The sequence below is a fragment of the Actinomadura physcomitrii genome, from assembly GCF_008923205.2.
GTDB classification, from domain to species: Bacteria; Actinomycetota; Actinomycetes; order Streptosporangiales; family Streptosporangiaceae; genus Spirillospora; species Spirillospora physcomitrii.
Map to the genome: position 1 here is coordinate 53769 of NZ_WBMS02000041.1, position 20154 is coordinate 73922.

At 69.8% G+C, this 20154-nt stretch carries 19 protein-coding genes and 1 tRNA gene; all 20 read left to right on the top strand.

The genetic code is table 11. From position 1 onward, the window contains the following. Positions 1 to 22 precede the first annotated feature (22 nt). Positions 23 to 95, top strand: a tRNA-Trp gene (locus tag F8568_RS36545). 122 nt (positions 96 to 217) lie between these two features. Continuing rightward, complete coding sequence (gene secE / locus F8568_RS36550; protein ID WP_151598207.1) at positions 218 to 466, top strand: preprotein translocase subunit SecE; 249 nt, start codon at positions 218 to 220, stop codon at positions 464 to 466. A gap of 101 nt (positions 467 to 567) precedes the next feature. Next, positions 568 to 1461: a transcription termination/antitermination protein NusG gene (nusG, locus tag F8568_RS36555; protein WP_151598208.1), complete on the top strand. Its 894-nt coding sequence runs from the start codon at positions 568 to 570 to the stop codon at positions 1459 to 1461. A gap of 295 nt (positions 1462 to 1756) precedes the next feature. Next, positions 1757 to 2185, top strand: coding sequence for a 50S ribosomal protein L11 (rplK, locus tag F8568_RS36560; RefSeq protein ID WP_151598209.1), 429 nt, complete (start codon positions 1757 to 1759; stop codon positions 2183 to 2185). A gap of 62 nt (positions 2186 to 2247) precedes the next feature. Further along, positions 2248 to 2964, top strand: a complete 717-nt coding sequence (gene rplA, locus F8568_RS36565) for a 50S ribosomal protein L1 (protein ID WP_151598210.1) — start codon at positions 2248 to 2250, stop codon at positions 2962 to 2964. 188 nt (positions 2965 to 3152) lie between these two features. Continuing rightward, positions 3153 to 4685 (top strand): class I adenylate-forming enzyme family protein, encoded by a 1533-nt coding sequence (locus F8568_RS36570; RefSeq protein ID WP_151598211.1) that lies wholly within the window; start codon positions 3153 to 3155, stop codon positions 4683 to 4685. Positions 4686 to 4835: 150 nt separating this feature from the next. Further along, positions 4836 to 5714 (top strand): hypothetical protein, encoded by an 879-nt coding sequence (locus tag F8568_RS36575; RefSeq protein ID WP_160573894.1) that lies wholly within the window; start codon positions 4836 to 4838, stop codon positions 5712 to 5714. Between the two features lie 199 nt (positions 5715 to 5913). Beyond that, positions 5914 to 6765 carry a LolA-like protein gene (locus tag F8568_RS36580; protein ID WP_151598212.1) on the top strand — a complete coding sequence of 284 codons (852 nt, stop codon included), beginning with the start codon at positions 5914 to 5916 and terminating at the stop codon, positions 6763 to 6765. Positions 6766 to 6885: 120 nt separating this feature from the next. Next, on the top strand, positions 6886 to 7770 hold the full coding sequence (locus F8568_RS36585) for a LolA-like protein (RefSeq protein WP_151598213.1): 885 nt from the start codon (positions 6886 to 6888) through the stop codon (positions 7768 to 7770). Between the two features lie 310 nt (positions 7771 to 8080). After that, a complete protein-coding gene (rplJ, locus tag F8568_RS36590; protein WP_151598214.1) occupies positions 8081 to 8668 on the top strand; it encodes a 50S ribosomal protein L10 in 588 nt (195 codons plus the stop codon). Between the two features lie 57 nt (positions 8669 to 8725). Continuing rightward, entirely contained in the window at positions 8726 to 9118 is a 393-nt protein-coding gene (gene rplL, locus F8568_RS36595) for a 50S ribosomal protein L7/L12 (protein ID WP_151540396.1), read from the top strand. Positions 9119 to 9717: 599 nt separating this feature from the next. Further along, entirely contained in the window at positions 9718 to 10836 is a 1119-nt protein-coding gene (locus F8568_RS36600; protein ID WP_151598215.1) for an ABC transporter ATP-binding protein, read from the top strand. Beyond that, the gene (locus F8568_RS36605; protein WP_151598216.1) at positions 10836 to 11687 is read left to right on the top strand and encodes an MlaE family ABC transporter permease; all 852 of its coding nucleotides are present in this window, start codon (positions 10836 to 10838) and stop codon (positions 11685 to 11687) included. The genes F8568_RS36600 and F8568_RS36605 overlap by 1 nt, the downstream gene beginning before the upstream one ends. Beyond that, complete coding sequence (locus F8568_RS36610; protein WP_151598217.1) at positions 11687 to 12535, top strand: MlaE family ABC transporter permease; 849 nt, start codon at positions 11687 to 11689, stop codon at positions 12533 to 12535. The genes F8568_RS36605 and F8568_RS36610 overlap by 1 nt, the downstream gene beginning before the upstream one ends. Before the next feature lie 27 nt (positions 12536 to 12562). After that, entirely contained in the window at positions 12563 to 13867 is a 1305-nt protein-coding gene (locus F8568_RS36615) for an MCE family protein (protein WP_236009851.1), read from the top strand. Further along, positions 13864 to 14895: an MCE family protein gene (locus F8568_RS36620; protein WP_151598218.1), complete on the top strand. Its 1032-nt coding sequence runs from the start codon at positions 13864 to 13866 to the stop codon at positions 14893 to 14895. The genes F8568_RS36615 and F8568_RS36620 overlap by 4 nt, the downstream gene beginning before the upstream one ends. Continuing rightward, positions 14896 to 15978 carry an MCE family protein gene (locus F8568_RS36625; RefSeq protein ID WP_151598219.1) on the top strand — a complete coding sequence of 361 codons (1083 nt, stop codon included), beginning with the start codon at positions 14896 to 14898 and terminating at the stop codon, positions 15976 to 15978. 15 nt (positions 15979 to 15993) lie between these two features. Further along, positions 15994 to 17289 carry an MCE family protein gene (locus F8568_RS36630; protein ID WP_328601181.1) on the top strand — a complete coding sequence of 432 codons (1296 nt, stop codon included), beginning with the start codon at positions 15994 to 15996 and terminating at the stop codon, positions 17287 to 17289. Continuing rightward, positions 17286 to 18665 (top strand): MCE family protein, encoded by a 1380-nt coding sequence (locus F8568_RS36635; RefSeq protein ID WP_151598220.1) that lies wholly within the window; start codon positions 17286 to 17288, stop codon positions 18663 to 18665. Before F8568_RS36630 ends, F8568_RS36635 begins: the two co-directional genes overlap by 4 nt. Next, positions 18662 to 20149: an MCE family protein gene (locus tag F8568_RS36640; protein ID WP_151598221.1), complete on the top strand. Its 1488-nt coding sequence runs from the start codon at positions 18662 to 18664 to the stop codon at positions 20147 to 20149. The genes F8568_RS36635 and F8568_RS36640 overlap by 4 nt, the downstream gene beginning before the upstream one ends. Positions 20150 to 20154 lie beyond the last annotated feature (5 nt).

Here is a 20154-nt window from a genome sequence, read left to right on the forward strand (position 1 = left end):
GTTCTCCTTAGCCGGAGAATGAAGGGCAGTGGCTCAATTGGTAGAGCTCCGGTCTCCAAAACCGGCGGTTGGGGGTTCGAGTCCCTCCTGCCCTGCGAGGTGCGGTGCGCGCACCGGTGTCGGCCGCGCCACGGCGCCCGCCGTGGCGTCCCGCGGCGCGGGTCCGCGCGACAACCACTGGGTGGTTGGAACACGACCTATGAGGTGAACGGCGGCAATGGCGACTGAGATGCGCGGCGAGGCCGCGGCCAAGGACGAAGGCAAGGGGAAGTCCGCCCCCAGGCGGACCACCCCGGCGCTGTTCGTGCGCCAGGTCATCGCCGAGCTGCGCAAGGTCATCTGGCCGACCCGCCGCGAACTCGTCACCTACACCACCGTGTCCCTGGTGTTCGTGCTGATCATGGTCGCGATCGTGTCCGGGTTCGACTACGGCCTGCAGAAGGGGATCTACGAGATCTTCGGCTGAGCCCGGTCCGCCGCGCGGCCACCGCCGCCCGGTCCGGCCGCACCACCCGCAAGCCAGCACCGTATATCCATCACCGCAGACCGTCCGGAGAGAGAGTCACCGTGTCCGAGCCCTCACAGCCGCCCTACGACGAGGCCGTTGACGAGGCCCAGTCCGCCGCGGCTGCTGCGGCCGGCCAGGCGGCCGCGCCCGCCGAGGACGCGGCCGAGGCCGCCGTCGCCGCCGGCGAGGCCGAGCCCGCGGACGAGAAGCTCGAGGGCGAGGGCGTCGCGCCCGACGCCGCCGCGGACGCCGCCGACCTCGCCGAGGCCGTCGAGGGCGCGGACGCCGCCGACGTGCCCGCCGGCGAGGAGGGCGCGGACGAGGAGGCCGGCGAGGACGAGGAGGCCGCGGCGGAGCCGCCCGCCGACCCGTACGCCGACTTCAAGATGCAGCTGCGCCTCCAGCCTGGCGACTGGTACGTCGTGCACTCCTACGCGGGGTACGAGAACCGGGTCAAGACCAACATCGAGACCCGCACCCAGACCCTCAACATGGAGGACTACATCTTCCAGATCGAGGTCCCCCAGCACGAGGTGACCGAGATCAAGGGCGGCAAGCGGCAGAAGGTCAACGAGAAGGTCCTGCCGGGCTACATCCTCGTCCGGATGGAGCTGACCGACGAGTCGTGGGCCGCGGTCCGCAACACGCCGGGCGTGACCGGGTTCGTCGGCCTGCTGAACAAGCCGTCCCCGCTGAGCCTGGACGAGGTCGCCAACCTGCTGGCCCCCGAGCCGGAGGAGGGTGTCGCCAAGGCCAAGGAGCAGGCCAAGGTCGCCGCCACCGTCGACTTCGAGGTCGGCGAGTCGGTCACCGTCATGGACGGCCCGTTCGCCACCCTCCCCGCGACCGTGAACGAGATCAACGCCGAGCAGCAGAAGCTCAAGGTGCTGGTCTCGATCTTCGGCCGGGAGACCCCGGTGGAGCTCAGCTTCAACCAGGTCTCCAAGATCTGACCGCCGCCGCCCGTCCGGCGCGGTCTGATCAGCACGTAGTCTTGACGGGTCGCCCTCGCCTCCGCGGGGGTGGCCCGGTGCTCGTCTCGCCTCCGGGCGAGGGGCATCGATCGGCCCCGCGCATGCGGGGATGACCCCGAGGTCGCTGCGCTCGTCAAGGTGCGGCGTTGCTCACCGCGCACGCGGGGGATGCGGGGTCGGCCAAGGTCTCAACACGGCGGTCATGTTCCGCCCGCCGCGTTGCCCGGAGAACCGGGAGTCGGGACCACAGCGAAACGGAACACAGAGGAGAGACATGCCTCCGAAGAAAAAAGTGGCCGCCCTGGTGAAGGTCCAGTTGCAGGCGGGTCAGGCCACGCCGGCGCCGCCGGTGGGCACCGCGCTCGGTCCGCACGGCGTCAACATCATGGACTTCTGCAAGCAGTACAACGCTGCCACGGAGTCCCAGCGCGGCAACGTCATCCCCGTAGAGATCACCATCTACGAGGACCGGTCGTTCACGTTCGTCACCAAGACGCCGCCGGCCGCGCAGCTCATCCTGAAGGCCGCCGGTGTCGAGAAGGGCAGCGGCGAGCCGCACAAGACCAAGGTCGGCTCGGTCACCGCGGACCAGATCCGCGAGATCGCCACGACCAAGATGCCCGACCTCAACGCCAAGGACCTGGCGGCCGCGGAGAAGATCGTCGCGGGCACCGCGCGGTCGATGGGCATCGAGGTCAAGTAGTTCACCGTCCAGTGGCAGGGCCGGGCGCGGTCCGTACCACGAGTTCCGTTGGAGGAACGAGCATGAAGCGCAGCAAGGGCTACCGCGCGGCGGCCGAGAAGATCGACCGGGAGCGGCTGTACAGCCCGGCCGAGGCCGTCAAGCTGGCCAAGGAGACCAGCGTCACCAAGTTCGACGCGACCGTCGAGGTCGCGCTGCGGCTCGGGGTCGACCCGCGCAAGGCGGACCAGATGGTGCGCGGCACCGTCAACCTGCCGCACGGCACCGGCAAGACGGCCCGCGTGCTGGTGTTCGCGGGCGGCGCGAAGGCGGAGGAGGCCCGCGAGGCCGGCGCCGACCTGGTCGGGTCCGACGACATGATCGAGCGGATCCAGGGCGGCTTCCTGGAGTTCGACGCGGTCGTCGCGACGCCGGACCAGATGGGCAAGGTCGGCCGCCTCGGCCGGGTGCTCGGCCCGCGCGGCCTGATGCCGAACCCGAAGACCGGCACGGTGACGATGGACGTGGCGAAGGCCGTCACCGACATCAAGGGCGGCAAGATCGAGTTCCGGGTGGACCGGCACGCGAACCTGCACTTCATCATCGGCAAGGCGTCGTTCGACGAGCGCCAGCTGGTGGAGAACTACGCGGCGGCGGTCGAGGAGATCCAGCGGCTCAAGCCGTCCGCGGCGAAGGGCCGGTACGTGAAGAAGGCCGCGCTGACGACGTCGATGGGGCCGAGCATCCCCGTCGACCCGAACGCGGTCCGCAACCTCACCGCGGAGCTCGAAGAGGCCTGATCACGGCTTTCCCGCCCGTCCTCCCCAGGGGGTCGCCCCCCTGGGGAGGACGGGCGAAACGGCAGGGCGTCTCCTTCGGGAGGCGCCCTGCCGCGTTTCCGGGGGCGTTCCGCTGAGCGGCATCGGCGGGCGGGGCGGGCGCGCCCGGCCGGTAGATTGCGTCGCCGGATCTCGAGGAGAGGGACGTGATGGGCGGATCGCCGCGCGGAGACCTCCACCGGCTCTACGACGTGCTCGACGCTGCGGCGGAGGACGCCCCCGACGCTCCGGCGCTGTCGGTAAACGGAACGACGTGGTCGTTCCGGGAACTGCGCGCGCGCACGGACGCGCTGAGCGGCTACCTGAGCGAGCGGTGTCCGCAGGGGGCGCGCGTAGCGCTGCTGGCGCACAACAGGCTGGAGTACGTGGTCGCTTATTACGGGGTTCCGCTGGACGGCCGGATCCTCGTGCCGCTCAACCAGCGGCTGCACCCGCGCGAGTGGGCCGATCAGATCGCGCGCAGCGGCGCGGCGCTCGTCGTCGGTGAGCCGGATCTGCTCGACCGGCTGGCCGCCGAGGGGGACCTGCGCGAGGGCCCACCGCTGGTTCCCGTGACCGAGCTGCCCTGGGACGCGCCGCGGCGACCGGCCCGCACGGAGGCGAGCGCGGACGAGGTCGCGTGGCTGATGTTCACCAGCGGGACGACGGGCCGCCCCAAGGGGGTGCGGCTGACGCACGGGAGCCTGCTCGCGGGCCTGCGGGTGTCGGCGTCGGGGCGTCCGGTCCGTCCGGGCGATGTGTTCTGCACGCCGTTCCCGCTGTGCCATGTGGCCGGGTACCAGGTGATGCTGCACCACCTGTTCCGGCGGCATGCCGTGGTGATGCGCCGGTTCCGTCCAGCGGACCTGGTGGAGGCGGCGCGGCGGCACGGCGTGACGAACGTGTCGCTGGCGCCGACGATGCTGGAGGACCTGCTCGCGCACCTGGCGGACGACCCGGCCGCGCTGGAGGTGTTGCGCGGCGCCCTGCGGGTGGTGTCGTACGGGTCGGCGCCGATGCCGGTTCCGCTGCTGCGCCGCGTGCACGACGTGCTCGGCTGCGACCTCAACCAGGGTTTCGGCATGACGGAGCTGTCCGGGAACGCGACGTTCCTGTCCCCGGACGACCACCGTGCCGCCATCGCGTCGAGGCCCGGGCTGGCGGCGTCGGCGGGACGTGCGGCGCAGGGCGTCGAGATCGGGGTGATCGGCGAGGACGGGTCGCCGGTGCCGGCGGGCGCGCTCGGCGAGGTCGTCGTGCGGGGCGCGCAGGTGACGCCCGGTTACTGGGACGACCCGCACGCCACCGCGGAGGCCTTCGCGGGGGACTGGTTCCGGACCGGCGACGTCGGCCGCGTCGACGAGGACGGGTACCTGTACCTGGTCGACCGCCTCAAGGACGTGATCGTCACCGGGGGCGAGAACGTCTCGTCCCGGGAGGTGGAGGACGTGCTGCGCACGGTCCCGGGTGTCGGGGAGGTCGCCGTCGTGGGGCTGCCGGACCCGCGCTGGGGCCAGTCGGTGTGCGCGGTGATCGTGCCGGACGGCGCGCGGCCGGCGGACGAGGAGCTGATCGGCGCGTGCCGGGCGAGGCTGGCCGGGTTCAAGGCGCCGCGCCGGATCGAGTACGTCGACGCGCTGCCCCGCACCGGCACCGGCAAGGTCCGCAAGGCGGTGCTCCGGGACCGGCTGGCCGGAGGCTGAGGCGCGGTCGCGCAGCGGGACGGTCCCGGCGCGCTCAGTCGCGATCATGTAGCTGACCTGCGGGATACCTCGAGCTCCGGCCGGATCAGGCCAGAACTATTGGACGGATTGTTTTGTTGTGATTGGTGTGCTTGGTGTTCAATCGTCCCCGTGAAGCGCCGAACCGACCGGATCATCGCCGTCTCCGCCGTCACGGCCGTGGCCGTCGTGCCCACCGCGATCCTGATGGCGGTGAAGACGGGCGTCATGGCGTCCAAGGACTCCGGCGACCTGCCGCCGAGCGCGCAGCTGGCGCAGGCGGACCCGGCGAACCCGAACAGCGCGGCGTCCGGTGCGGTCACGCCGTCCGCGTCCGGCGTCCCGGGCTCGGGCACCGGGACCGGCGGCGGCGCGGGCGCCGGCACGCCGGGCGCGCCGGCGGCCGGAACGGGCGGCACCGCCGCGAACCCGTCGCCGAAGCCGGGCCCCGAGCTGAAGTCGTTCGTCCGCAAGACGAGCGTGAAGGTGACGTTCGGGACGGGCGGCGACTACAAGGTGGCGAACGAGACGGCGAAGATCAGCCTGTGGCCGTCGTTCTCGATGAACGCGGTCGGCGTCACCCAGACGATGAAGGACGGCACGCTCAGCAAGATCACCCAGAAGGTGGTCATCAGCGGCGCCACGCTGTCCGGGTTCGACGGCGAGAAGTGGACGAAGTCCAAGCTCAGCGCCGCGCAGTTGGAGAAGCTGCGGACCGGCTCCGACCCGCGGCAGTTCACCTACATCATCCGGAGCGTGCCCGGCAACGTGGTGACCGGCCCGGACGCGAGCGGCCGCACCCACTACCTCGCGCAGGCGCTGATGGGCAGCGTGTACGGGCTGCTGCCGAAGGAGGCCGCGGATGAGGTCCGCAAGGCGATCCCCGACGACGTCGGCGTCTCCCTCGACCTGTGGTCGGGCGCGCAGGACAGGCCCGCGTCGATCGGGCTGTCCGCGAAGGCGCCCGACGGCACCTTCGACGGCTCGATGACGTTCGGCTCCTACCGCTGACACGCTCCCGAAACGCCGCTGACACGCTTCCGGGGTCGCCCGCCGCGCGCGCTCTGGAACACGTCCGTTCGGCCATGTGCGGGGTACGCCGATGGTCGTACCGCAGTGGGTGCCGTTCGTACCACCGGGGGATGTAGCGCCGTTAGCGCCCCGACAGACTGGGGAACACCAGCAGGGCGACAAGGGAGGCCGAATCCTCATGAACCGACGACTGGTAGTGGCCGCCGGAGGCACCGCCGTGGGCGCCGCGCTCCTCCTGTCCGGGTGCAACGGGGACGGGTCGGGCTCGAACGCGAACATGAAGCTGAGCGCCAACGAGGCGCTGCTGAAATCCTCACAGAAGACCGCGCAGTCGGACACCTTCAAGGCCGACCTGACCGTCACCGGCTCCGGCTCGGACTCCGGGAAGATCCACGCGACCGGCCAGTTCCGGCTCAAGCCGACGCTGAAGTTCAGCGCGCAGCTCGACGACGTGACCCACAACGGGCAGACCGTCCCGGGCGCCAAGGGCCAGGCGATCTTCACCGACAACACGCTGTACGCCAAGGTGCCGCAGCTCGCCCAGTTCGTCAGCGGCGGCAAGCCGTGGGTGAAGATCGACGTGAACCAGGTGTCCCAGCGCACCGGCTTCGACGTGCAGGGCCTCGTGAACCAGGTCGAGAAGGTCAACCCGGCCGAGCAGACCAAGATGTTCACCGGCTCCAAGGACGCCCACCGGGTCGGCACCGAGACGATCGACGGCGTGAAGACCGTGCACTACGCCGGCACGGTCACCGTCCAGGACGCGCTGAACCGGCTCGACGCGCAGACCCGCGCGAAGGTCGACGGCTGGCTGCCGAAGGACCACGCCAACGGCAAGATCAACTTCGATCTGTGGACGGACGGGAGCAACCTGCCCCGCAAGCTCGTGTCCAAGGCGTCCGACAAACAGGGCGACAGCGGCTCGGTGACGGTGCTCTACAGCGACTACGGCAAGTCGTTCGGGGTCAACCCGCCGCCGTCCGACCAGGTCGGCACCGTGTCGCTCGGCTCCCTGCTCGGCGGCAACTGACGTCTCGCGGCACACCGGGCATCACGGGGCGGATTGAACCCCACTAGTCTCCTCTGCGTCTCAATCAGAGTCCGGTCCGAGCGTCCGGGCACCACGACGCAGACCGAGGAGATTCCCCCCATGATCCGACGCTTCGCCGCGGGCACGGCGGCCGCCGCCGGCCTCGCCCTCGCGCTGACCGGCTGTCTGGGCGACGCCGGCAACAAGGTGGACAACGCCGGTAAGAACATCAAGCTGACCGCCGCGCAGGTGCTCGGCAAGACGGCCCAGAAGACCGGCCAGATCAACTCCTTCCAGGCCGACATGTCGATGACGTCGACCGGCTCCGCCACCGGCGACATCGACATGTCCGGCACGATGCAGTACCGGACGAAGCCCGACCTGGCGTTCAGCATGAACTTCGACTCCATGTCGGTCGGCGGCAAGTCGATGGGCGGCATCAAGGAGGTCCTGGTCGACCGCACCATCTACATGAAGATCCCGCAGCTGGCGCAGCTCGGCGGCGGCGCGTCCGCGAAGACCTGGGTGAAGATGTCGCTGGCCGAGGTCGGCGCGAAGTCCGGCCTGAACATGGACCAGCTGCTCCAGCAGTCGCAGCAGATGGACCCGGTGCAGAACACCAAGATGCTGACGGCGTCGAAGGACGCCCGCGAGGTCGGCAAGGAGACGGTGAACGGCGTCCAGACCACGCACTTCACCGGCACCTACCGGATGGCGGACGCGGTCGCCAAGCTCCCCGCCGACCAGCGGCAGGCCTACGAGAAGAGCCTGGCGAAGTCCGGCATGAACGGCGACATGCACTTCGACCTGTGGGTCGACGGGCAGCAGCTGCCCCGCAAGATGACGATGAAGACCGGCCAGACGGCCGCCGGCGTCATGACGATCACCACCAGCTACCGCGACTTCGGCAAGCCGGTGCAGGTCACCGCGCCGCCGGTGAGCGAGGTCACCGACTTCGGCGCGCTGATGAAGGGCATGGGCACCGGCCTCACCCCGGGCGCCTGACCGGGAACGCCGCACGGAGGGCCGCGCCGGCGACCGGCGCGGCCCTCCGCCGATTTGGCCTCGCGCCGCTCCGGCACGTACTCTGTTGTCTGCCGAAGACCGCCGGTCGCCGTTCCCTGAGGGACGGCCGAAGGTCCCGATCCGTTCGGGCGGCCTGCGTAGGTGAGACGTGAGCCTTCCGCTTGGCCTTCCCGGGCCTGGCATGACGCCCCGTGCACACCTGCGCCGGGGCGTTTTTTGGTGGATCGGTGCCCGACCCGCGAGGGCCGGGCGCGGATCGTGACCACCCAGGTAATCGGAAGGAGGCCACATGGCCAAGGCCGAGAAGGCCGCGGCGATCGCCGAGCTCAAGAGCGAGTTCGAGAGCTCCAACGGCGCCGTGCTGACCGAGTACCGCGGGCTGACGGTGGCGCAGCTGAAGGAGCTGCGCACCAACCTCGGCGAGACCGCGAAGTTCGCCGTGGTGAAGAACACGCTGACCAAGCGAGCCGCGAACGAGGCCGGTGTCGACGAGCAGTTCCGCGACCTGCTCGAAGGCCCGTCGGCCATCGCGTTCGTCCGCGGCGACGTGGTCGAGGCCGCCAAGGGCCTGCGTGACTTCGCCAAGGCCAACCCGCTGCTGGTGATCAAGGGCGGCTTCATCGACGGCAAGTCGATGGACGCCGCGGAGATCACCCGGCTGGCGGACCTCGAGTCCCGCGAGGTCCTGCTGGCCAAGCTGGCCGGCGCGATGAAGGGCTCCATGGCCAACGCGGCCGCGCTCTTCAACGCCCTGCCGACGCAGGCGGCCCAGCTCGCCGAGGCGCTGCGCGCCAAGCGCGAGGCCGGCGGCGAGACCGCCGAGGCCCCCGCCGACGCGCCGGCCGCCGAGGCCGCCGACGAGGCACCCGCCGAGTAGGCACCCCGCGGTTCCCCGTAAGACCCCAGATCGTTAAGCCATAGCGGAGGAAACATCATGGCGAAGCTCAGCACCGACGAGCTGCTCGACGCGTTCAAGGAGATGACCCTCCTCGAGCTGTCCGACTTCGTGAAGCAGTTCGAGGACGTCTTCGACGTCAAGGCCGCCGCGCCCGTCGCGGCCGTGGCCGCCGCCCCCGCCGCCGGTGCCGCCGGCGGTGGCGAGGAGGCCGCCGCGCAGGACGAGTTCGACGTCATCCTCGAGGGCGCCGGCGACAAGAAGATCCAGGTCATCAAGGAGGTTCGCACGCTGACGAGCCTCGGCCTCAAGGAGGCCAAGGACCTGGTCGACGGCGCGCCGAAGCCGCTGCTCGAGAAGGTCAACAAGGAGACGGCCGACAAGGCCAAGGAGGCCCTGGAGAAGGCCGGCGCGACGGTCACCGTCAAGTAAGGCGCTCCGGAGCGTCCGGGGCCGCGCGGCTCCGCTGCTCTTTCGAGGCGGCCGTCCCACCTGCGGGTGGGGCGGCCGCCTCTTCTTTCGTCGTGCCGGGCGCCTGTGCAGGTGGACGAGGTGCCGCCGGCGCAGGGACCGGACGGGGTTGTCGCGGACGTGCAAGGGAGAACCCGTTCCGGGCCGATTTTCCTGTGGGCGAGTGATAAAGGGTCCGGGAAAAGCGTGTGCCGGGGCGGGTTGTGCGGTAGTCGGCGGGCGGCGTAGCGTCCCGTTCTGGCGCTGTGGCCACACCCGGCCGCTCCTGTCCCGGCCGGTGGTCGCAGTGCGCTGCCGCACCCCCCGCTTGAGGCGCCGGTTCTTGGACCACTAGTCTCATAGGGCCCTGTAAGTAACGATTGTCTTACGACGTCGGATTTTGCCGCTGATCTGGGGCGGAACCCCTTCCATTTGGACGGGGGGCCGCTACGGTAGTGGCACCCGTCACGGCTACCGGGCGGTAGCAACGAGACGGACACGAGGTGTGACGGGCAGACAGAGCCAGAGTGCTACTCGCTCATTGGTTCGGGATTCCCCCCGGCCTGGACGAAAGGTGACGAGTGGGCGTCGAGATCAGAGTCGAGGGCCTGACCAAGTCCTTCGGCCGCCAGGTGATCTGGCAGGACGTGTCGCTGACCATCCCCGCAGGTGAGATCTCCGTTCTTCTGGGCCCGTCCGGTACCGGCAAGTCGGTGTTCCTGAAGTCCCTCGTCGGCCTGCTCAAGCCGAACCGCGGCCACATCTGGATCGGCGACAAGGACCTTCCCTACCTGCCCGAGTCGCAGCTCTACGAGACCCGCAAGCTGTTCGGCGTGCTGTTCCAGGACGGCGCGCTGTTCGGCTCGATGAACCTGTTCGACAACATCGCCTTCCCGCTGCGCGAGCACACCAAGAAGTCCGAGTCCGAGGTCAAGCGCATCGTCCTCGAGAAGATGGAGATGGTCGGCCTCCTCGGCGCCGAGTACAAGCTGCCCGGCGAGATCTCCGGCGGTATGAAAAAGCGCGCCGGCCTCGCCCGCGCCCTCGTGCTGGACCCCGAGATCCTGCTGATCGACGAGCCGGACTCCGGCCTCGACCCGGTCCGCACCGCGTTCCTGAACCAGGTGTTCATCGACCTGAACGCGCAGCTCAACGCGACGTTCCTGATCGTCACCCACGACATCAACACCGCCCGCACCATCCCCGACAACATCGGCCTGCTGTACCAGCGGCACCTGGCGATGTTCGGGCCGCGGGAGATGCTGCTGTCCAGCGAGGAGCCGGTCGTCCGGCAGTTCCTCAACGCCAGCAAGATCGGCCCGATCGGCATGTCGGAGGAGAAGGACGCCTCCGAGCTCGAGGCCGAGTCGAAGATGGGCCTGGACTCCGGCAAGCTGCCCCCCATCCCGCCGCAGCAGATGCCCAGCAACGGGATGCTGCGGGCCGGCATGCACGCCCCCGGCGCCTGGTGCGCCGCGCACGGCGTCACGCCGCCGCCCGGGTCGTTCATCGACGACCTCGGCCGCAACTGGGTGGAGGAGTGGCCGCGGTACGTGGCGTCCATGTCCGCCGGCGCGGCCGCCGCCCCGGCGGCCCCGGGCGGACCGCCGCCCGCGGGCCCGCCGCCCGCCGGCCCGGGCGGCCCCGGCATGTTCCCCGGCAACCCGCCGCCCGGCGCGCCCGGAGGTGCGGCGTACTGATGTCCACCCCTGGTATCGGCGCGGACCAGCGAGGGGGCAGGCGGGCCGGAGGCTCCTCCGGCACGCTCCGCAAGATCGGGGACGGCGCGGCCAACGTCGCGATCCGGGAACCCGGCCGGTTCTTCGCCCTGTGCCTGGACACGGCGCGGCAGCTGTTCCGCCCGCCCTTCCAATGGCGCGAGTTCATCGAGCAGGCCTGGTTCATCGTCAGCGTCACCGTCGTCCCCACGATGCTGGTCGCCATCCCGTTCGGCGGCGTGCTGTCGCTGCAGGTCGGCGGGCTCATCCGGCAGCTCGGCGCGCAGTCCTACACCGGTGCGACCGCGGTGGTCGCGATCGTCCGCGAGGCCAGCCCGCTGGTCACCTCGCTGCTGGTCGCGGGCGCCGCGGGGTCGGCGATGTGCGCCGACATCGGCTCCCGCAAGATCCGCGAGGAGATCGACGCCATGGAGGTGCTCGGCATCAACCCGCTGCAGCGCCTCGTGGTGCCGCGCACCCTCGCGTGCGCGTTCGTCGCGCTGTTCCTGAACGGCCTGGTGTCGGTGGTCGGCCTGCTCGGCGGCTACTTCTTCAACGTCGTGCTGCAGGACGGCACGCCGGGCGCCTACCTCGCCTCGTTCAACGCGATCGCGCAGCTACCCGACCTCGTGCAGGCGGAGATCAAGGCGTTCGTGTTCGGCATCACCGCCGGGCTCGTCGCGGCCTACAAGGGCCTGAACGCCAAGGGCGGCCCGAAGGGCGTCGGCGACGCGGTCAACCAGACCGTCGTCATCACCTTCATGCTGCTGTTCGTCGAGAACTTCATCATCTCGACGCTGTACACCCAGTTCGTTCCGGCGAAGGGCATGTGATGGCGGCCCCTACCAAGGCGGGCAGGGCCGTCAACCGGGCGGTGAACGCGCCCCTGGAGCGGCTGGACGACTTCGGCCACCAGATGTCGTTCTACGTCCGCGCGTTCGCGTGGACGTTCCGGGTGCTGCGCCGCTACCGGACCGAGGTGCTGCGGCTGCTGGCCGAGGTGAGCCTCGGCACCGGCGGGCTCGCGGTGATCGGCGGCTCGGTGGTGATCGTCGGGTTCATGACGTTCTTCACCGGCAGCCAGGTCGGCCTGGAGGGCTACGAGTCCCTCGACCAGATCGGCACCGCCGCGTTCACCGGCTTCATCGCCTCCTACTTCAACACCCGCGAGATCGCGCCGCTGGTGTCGGCGCTCGCGCTGTCGGCGACGGTCGGCTGCGGGTTCACCGCGCAGCTCGGCGCGATGCGGATCTCCGACGAGATCGACGCGCTCGAGGTGATGGCGGTCCCGTCGATGCCGTTCCTGGTCACCACCCGGATGATCGCGGGGATGGTCGCGGTGATCCCGCTGTACGTGGTGGGCCTGCTCGCCTCCTACGGCGCGACGCGGGTGATCGTGACGATGTTCTACGGCCAGTCGTCCGGCACCTACGACCACTACTTCCACCTGTTCCTGCCGCCGCACGACATCTACTGGTCGTTCGGCAAGGTGATCATCTTCTCGGTGCTGGTGATGCTGATCCACTGCTACTACGGCTACAACGCCAGCGGCGGCCCCGCCGGCGTCGGCATCGCGGTGGGCCGCGCGGTCCGCACCAGCATCGTGGTGATCAACGTGGCGGACCTGCTGCTCGGCATGGCCATCTGGGGCACCAGCACCGGCGTCCGGATCGCGGGGTGACCGGGCTGTGATCGAGAGGAACCGGTCATGAGCGAACGCATGCGCTACCGCGTGCTCGGGCTGGCGATGGTCCTGGTGATCGTGCTGCTGCTGGCGCTGACCGTGGCGTTCTACAACAAGTGGTTCACCCCGGTGACGAACGTCAAGGTCGCGACGGAGCGGGCCGGGCTGCAGCTGCTGCCGCACGCGGACGTGAAGGTCCGCGGCATCATCGTCGGCGAGGTCCGCGGCACCCACGTCACCGGCAGCGGAGCGACGCTCGACCTCGCGCTGGACCCGGGCAAGGCCAAGCTGATCCCGGACAACGTGCAGGCGCGGCTGCTGCCGAAGACGCTGTTCGGCGAGAAGTACGTCGACCTGGAGATCCCGCAGCAGCCGGGCCCGCGGGGCCTGCGCGCCGGGATGACGATCCAGCAGGACCGCTCCCAGCAGGCCGTCGAGATCAACAAGGTGCTGGACGACCTGCTTCCGCTGCTGCAGGCGGTGAAGCCCGCGGAGCTGAACACCACGCTGAACGCGCTGGCGACGGCGCTGCAGGGCCGCGGCGACCAGATCGGCCAGGACATCGACGAGGCGAACACGCTGCTGAAGAAGGTCAACCCGGAGCTGCCGACGCTGGTGCACGACCTGCACAGCCTCGCCGACGTGTCCGACGTCTACGACCAGGCCGCGCCGGACCTGCTGCAGACGCTGCGCAACATCAACGTGACCAGCCGCACGATCACCGACAAGAAGGCGACGATCGAGCAGCTGATCCCGGCGACGACCGCGCTCGCGCAGGACGGCGACGCGTTCATGACGCAGAACGCGCCGAAGATCGTCGGGGTGAACATCGCCAGCCGCACCGGGCTGTCGCTGATCGCCCGGTACTCGCCGTCGCTGCCGTGCGTGTTCGCCGGGCTGGTGAAGCTGCAGCCGGAGGCCGAGCGGGTGGCGGGCGGCAACGGGTCCAAGACCTTCAACCTGACCGTCGAGATCGTCAAGCCGCGGCCGGGCTACAAGTACCCGCTGGACCTGCCCGAGGCCAAGGACCAGCGGAACCCGCGCTGCTACGGGCTGCCGAACCCGAAGGTGCCCTCGCCGGACTACCTGGCGCTGGACGGCACCCAGGACGACCTGTGGTGGAAGAACCCCGATGACCCGAACGGCGGTGGCGGCTCGCGCGGCCGCGGCATCTCCGACGTGTTCGTCGACCCGGGCTCGATGAGCGAGAACGACAAGATCAAGAACATTGTGGGGCCGATGACCCGGACCCCCGCCGACCAGGTCTCCGACGTCGCCTCGCTGATGTACGGGCCGCTGCTGCGCGGATCGGTGGTGACGATCAAGTGAGGACGACCAGCGCCGCGGTCAAGCTCGGCATCTTCGTGGTGCTCACCGCGCTCGCCACCGGCGTGCTGGCGATGACGATCTCCAACGCCCGGTTCGGGCCGTCCCGCGAGTACAAGGCGATCTTCACCGACGCGACCGGGCTGCTCGACAACGACGACGTGCGCGTCGCGGGCGTCCGGGTCGGCCAGGTGAAGGGCATCAAGCTTTACCACGGCAACCTGGCCCAGGTGACGTTCAGCATCCAGAAGAGCGGCGTGTTCGAGGCGGGGCTGCCGGCGTCCACGCAGGCGCAGATCCGCTACCGCAACCTGATGGGGCAGCGGTACCTGTCGCTGAGCGACGGCGCCGGGCAGGCCAACACCTACCTGAAGGCGGGCGGCACCATCCCGGTCGCGCAGACCCAGCCGGCGCTCGACCTGACCGCGCTGTTCAACGGGTTCCACCCGCTGTTCCAGGCGCTGGAGCCGAAGGACGTCAACACCCTCGCCACCCAGATCGTCCAGGTGCTGCAGGGCGAGGGCGGGACGGTCAACAGCCTGCTGTCGCACGTGGCGTCGCTGACCAACACCCTCGCCGACCGCGACCAGGTGATCGGCGACGTGATCGACAACCTGAACAGCGTGCTCGGCACCATCGACGACCGGCACCAGCAGGTCGAGCAGCTGATCACCGACCTGCGCGGGTTCGTCAGCGGAGTGTCCGGCGACCGGCAGGCGATCTTCGACTCGGTGTCGGCGATCAACCAGCTGACCGGGACGACCGCGGGCCTGCTGAAGCAGTCCCGGCCGGGGATCGAGAGCGACATCGCCGGGCTGAAGCAGCTCACCGGAACCCTGGACGCCAACAGCGGCCAGCTCGACTCGGCCCTGAAGGGCTCGCCGAAGACGCTGCAGAAGCTGGTCAGCATCTCCCAGTACGGCTCCTGGTTCAACATGTACATCTGCGGCCTCGACGCGCGGGTGCGGCTGCCGGGCGGACCGGTCTACCAGACGCCGGCGATCGTGAACGAGAACGCGAGGTGCAAGTAGATGAGGATCCCGTTCCGGGAGCGCAACCCGGTCCCCATCGCCCTCGCCGGGTTCGCGGTGATCGTGCTGGCGCTCGTGCTGGCGATGAACCTCGGGAACATCCCGTTCGTCAACGGCGGCACGGAGCACACCGCCACGTTCAAGGAGGCGGCGGGGCTGAAGTCGGGGGAGGAGGTCCGGATCGCCGGCGTCAAGGTCGGCAAGGTCACCGGCCTCGACCTCGACCACGGCCGCGTGAAGGTCACCTTCGAGGTGGACAAGGGCGTGAAGCTCGGCGACCGCACGGAAGCCGACATCAAGATCAAGACGCTGCTCGGCCAGCACTTCCTCGCGCTCACCCCGCGCGGCACCGGCAAGCTCGGCCGCAACATCCCGGTGCAGTACACGCACACGCCGTTCGAGGTCGTCCCGGCGATCAGCGAGCTGAGCCAGCGGGTCAACGACATCGACACGGTGCAGCTCGCCAAGTCCTTCGACACCCTGTCGGACACCTTCAAGAACTCCCCGCCGGAGGTGAAGGCGTCCCTGCAGGGGCTGCGGCGGCTGTCGGACACCGTCGCGTCCCGCGACGACCAGCTGCATGAGCTGGCCGGCAAGGCCAAGGACGTCTCGCAACTGCTGGCCGACCGCAACCAGGACTTCGCGAAGCTCGTCCAGGACGGCGACAAGGTGCTCCAGGCGGTGCAGGCCCGCCGCGCGGTGATCCACCAGCTGCTGGTCAACACGGTCACGCTGTCGCAGCAGGTGAACGCGCTGATCAGCGAGAACCAGGCGCAGCTGAAGCCGATGCTGGACAACCTCACCAAGGTCAACAGGGTCCTGCTGAAGAACCAGGACAACCTGGACCGGACGATCCAGCTGTTCGCGCCGTACGCCCGGCAGTTCTCCGACGTCGTCGGCACTGGCCGCTGGTTCGACTCCTACATCCAGAACCTCATCCCGATCCCCGCCTCGATCCAGGACGCCCCGAAGAGCACGGGCACCGGGACGGGCACCACGACCCAGGGCGGCGGCCAGAACAAGAAGAGCGGCCAGACCGGTACCGGCAACAACAGCGACAACCCGTTGCCCTTCCTCCCGTGAGCAGGCAGGTCCCTCGTGCGTAACTCCGCTTTGATACTCCGCCTGGGCGGCGCGATCCTCGCCGTCGCGGTGCTTGCGGCCGCGCTCGTCCTGCTCCTGCAGGAACCCAAGCAGCGGCACATGACGGCGTACTTCACCAAGACCGTCGGCCTCTACAAGGGCGCCGAGGTCCGCATCCTCGGCATCCCCGTCGGCGAGGTCACCAGCGTCAAGCCGGTCGGCGACGCGGTGAAGGTCGAGCTGAAGTGGGACGCCAAGTACAAGGTCCCGGCGGACGCCAAGGCCGTCATCGTCAACCAGACGCTGGTCGCCGACCGCTACATCCAGCTGACCCCCGCCTACACCGGCGGGCCCGTGCTGGCGGACGGCGCGACGCTGATGACCAGCCGCACCCAGGTGCCGGTCGAGGTGGACGAGGTCAGCGGCAGCCTGAACGACCTCACCAAGGCCCTCGGCCCGCAGGGCGCCAACGCCACCACCCCCGACAAGCAGCAGGGATCGCTGTCGCGGCTGCTGCAGGTCGGCGCGGCGAACCTGCAGGGGCAGGGCGACGACATCCGGCAGACGATCGCCGACACCTCGCAGATGCTGAGCACGCTCAGCACCGACCGCGGCGACATCGCCACGACGATCAAGAACCTGCGGGTCATCACCGACACGATGAAGGCCAACGACCAGCAGATCCGGTCGTTCAGCACCCATCTGAACGGGGTGTCAGGGCAGCTGGACGGGGAGAAGGAGGAGCTGAGCGCGGCCCTCAACACCCTCGCCCCGACGCTGCGGAACGTGCAGAAGTTCATCAAGGACAACCGCACCGAGCTGTCGTCGAACGTGCGGCAGCTCGCGCAGGTCACCGGCGTGCTGGTGAAGGAGAAGGACGCGCTCGCCGAGGTGCTGACCGCGGGCCCGCTCGCCATCAACAACCTGGCCCGCGCCTACGACCCGATCAGCGGCACGATCCACACCCGCGACAACTTCCGCCAGTTCAACGACCTGGCCGACTGGGTGTGCTCGCTGGCGTACTCGGTCGGGACGCCCGCCAAGCAGTGCCTGGACTTCGTCAAGCCGTACAACGGCATCGGCAAGGCGCTCGCCGGGGTCAGCCTGGACCTGTCCTGGATCACGGCGCTGACCACGCACTACGACCCCGTACCGATCCCGCCGGACGCCTACGGTCCGGGTGGCCGCGGCGGGTCGAAGAGCACCGGGACGTCCAAGACGTCCAAGACCTCGAAGACGACCGGGACGAGCACGGCGAACGCGCACGCCCCGAAGAGCATCACCTCGCTGCTGCCCGGAGGTGCCGGATGAGCAGGACACCCCGCAGGCGCGCTACGACGGCCGCGACCGGCACCGCTGGCAGGGCCGGCGCGGCGGGCAAGGGCCGGGCGCTGCCGCGGCGCACGAAGCTGCTCGGCGCCGCCGCCCTCGCGGGCGTCACGGCGCTGTCGGGCTGCTCGTTCAACGGCGTCTCGTCGCTGCCGCTGCCCGGCGGCCCCGACCTCGGCTCGAACCCCCGCACCGTGAAGATCGAGTTCGCGAACGTGCTGGACCTCGTGCCGCAGTCGGTGGTGAAGGTCAACGACGTGTCCGTCGGCAAGGTCACCAAGGTCGACCTCGCGGGCGGCAGCGCCGGCTGGCACGCCGTCGTCACCGTCAAGGTCCGCGGCGACGTGAACCTGCCCGACAACGCGACCGCGACCATCAGCCAGACGAGCCTGCTCGGCGAGAAGTTCGTCCAGCTGTCGCCGCCGACGACGGAGGCGCCGACCGGGCGGCTCGGGTCCGGCGACGTGATCCCGCTGGCGCGCACCAGTCAGGGCACCGAGATCGAAGAGGTGCTGTCGGCGATGTCGATGCTGCTGAACGGCGGCGGCATCCAGCAGGTCGCCACGATCAGCCACGAGCTGCAGGCCGCGATGAGCGGTCGCGAGGGCTCCATCCGCGCGGTGCTGCAGCAGGTCGACACCTTCGCCGGGACGCTGGACACCAACCGCGCCGCGATCACCCGGGCGCTGGACAGCCTCGACCGGCTCACCGGCAAGCTGTCCGACGAGCGCAAGACGATCACCGACACGATCGACGAGACCGGCCCGGCCATCACGATCCTCAAGCGCAACCGGGCCGACCTGACGAAGATGCTGGTCGCGCTGGACAAGCTCAGCCGCACCACCACCGACGTGATCGACAAGTCGCAGGCGAACCTCGTGGCGAACCTGAAGGACCTGAACAAGATCCTCGCCAACCTGAACAAGGCCGGCTCCGACCTGCCGAACGCGCTGCAGTCGCTGATCACCTTCCCGTTCCCGCCGACCTTCGCCAACGTCATCCAGGGCGACTACGGCAACGTGAAGCTCACCGTCGACCTCGACTTCAACGACCTCGCCCAGAACCTGCTCGGCGGCACCGACCTGGAGAGCCAGCTCGGCAGCGGCAAGCAGATGCGCAACATGCTGCAGGTGCCCAACGTGACCCTTCCCGACTCGCCGCTCGGTTCGCTGCCGCAGTCGTCCGGCGGCGGCACCGGCGGGCTGCCGGGCCTGCCCGGCGCGACCACGCCCACGCCGACGCCGACCAAGGGCGCCAAGAAGACCGGGACCGCGGGCGCCGGCGGCACGAAGACCGGTGCGCTGGCCCCGGCCCCGGGCGACGACGGTCTGCGGACCCTGATGGGGGGCCTCTGGTGATCCTCAAGCGCGGCGTCATCATCCAGCTGATCGCCTTCGCGGTGATCACGATCGTCGGCGTGACGATCGTGCTGGTGAACTACATCGGCGTCGGCCGGCAGGTGCTCGGCAAGCAGTACACCGCCTACGTCGACCTCACCGACTCCGGCGGCGTGTTCACCAACGCGGAGGTCACCTACCGCGGCGTCCCCGTCGGCCGGGTCGGCCCGATGTCGCTCACCAAGGACGGCATCAGGGTCAAGCTGCAGCTCGACCGCGGCAAGCGGATCCCGCGCGACGGAACCAAGGCGATCGTCGCGAACCGGTCCGCGGTCGGCGAGCAGTACATCGACCTGGAGCCGACCAAGAAGACCGGCCCCTACCTCGACCAGGGCAGCCCGTACACCATCCCGGCGAGCATGACCTCGCTGCCGGTCCGCACCGAGGAGCTGCTGCGCAACGTCGACCAGCTCGTCGGGTCGGTGAACACCAAGGATCTCGGCACCATCGTCGACGAGCTGGACAAGGCGTTCAACGGCTCCGCGTCGGACCTGCAGTCGATCCTGGACGACACGCACCGGCTGCTGCAGACCGCGAACCAGGCCTACCCCGACACCAAGCAGCTGCTCGACAACAGCGTGACGGTGCTGGACACCCAGCGCAGCGAGGCCGCCAACATCCGCGGCTTCGCCCGCAACCTCAACGACTTCACCGCCTCGCTGCGCAAGGACGACCCGGCCCTGCGCAAGACGATCGACAACGCCCCGGCCGCCGTCGACCAGACCCACAAGGCCATCGACCAGCTGGCCCCGACGCTGCCGACGCTGCTGGCGAACCTGTCCACCACCGGGCAGGTCCTCACCTCCCGGCAGGCGGGCCTGCGGTCGCTGTTCATCCTCTACCCGGTCGAGGTGGCGGGCGCGTTCACCGTCACCCCCGGCGACGGCACCCAGCACCTCGGCCTCGACCTGAACTTCAGCTCGCCGCCCGCGTGCACCAAGGGCTACGAGGGCGTGAAGCACCGCTGGCCGCAGGACACCTCGCTGCGCAACCCGCCGCTGAACGTCGGCTGCAAGGCGCCGCACAACGCGTCCACCGCCGTGCGCGGCGCCCGCAACTTCCCGCAGGACGAGCTCACGCCCGTCCCGCAGCTGCCCCCGGGCGCCACCGCCGGCGCGGGGTTCCCCGCGGGCGGCGCGAACGGGACGGGCTCGGGTTCCGGCTCCGGCTCGTCCGAGGCGAAGGGCAAGGGCGGGAGCTCCGGCGACGGCTCCGCGAACGGCAAGGCCGCCGCTGCCGCGGCCGCCCCGACCGGCGAGCTGTCGAATGGTCGGCTGTACCTGTCGTATCCGGCCAATTCAGTGGAATTCGCTGGATACGATCCGTCGACGGGCGCGGTCTACGGCCCGGACGGCAAGAAGTACGTCATGCCACGGACCGCCGGCAATCGTGAGTTGGGAGATTCCTCGTGGAAGTGGCTCATGCTCGGACCCCTGAGCCAGTGAGGCGG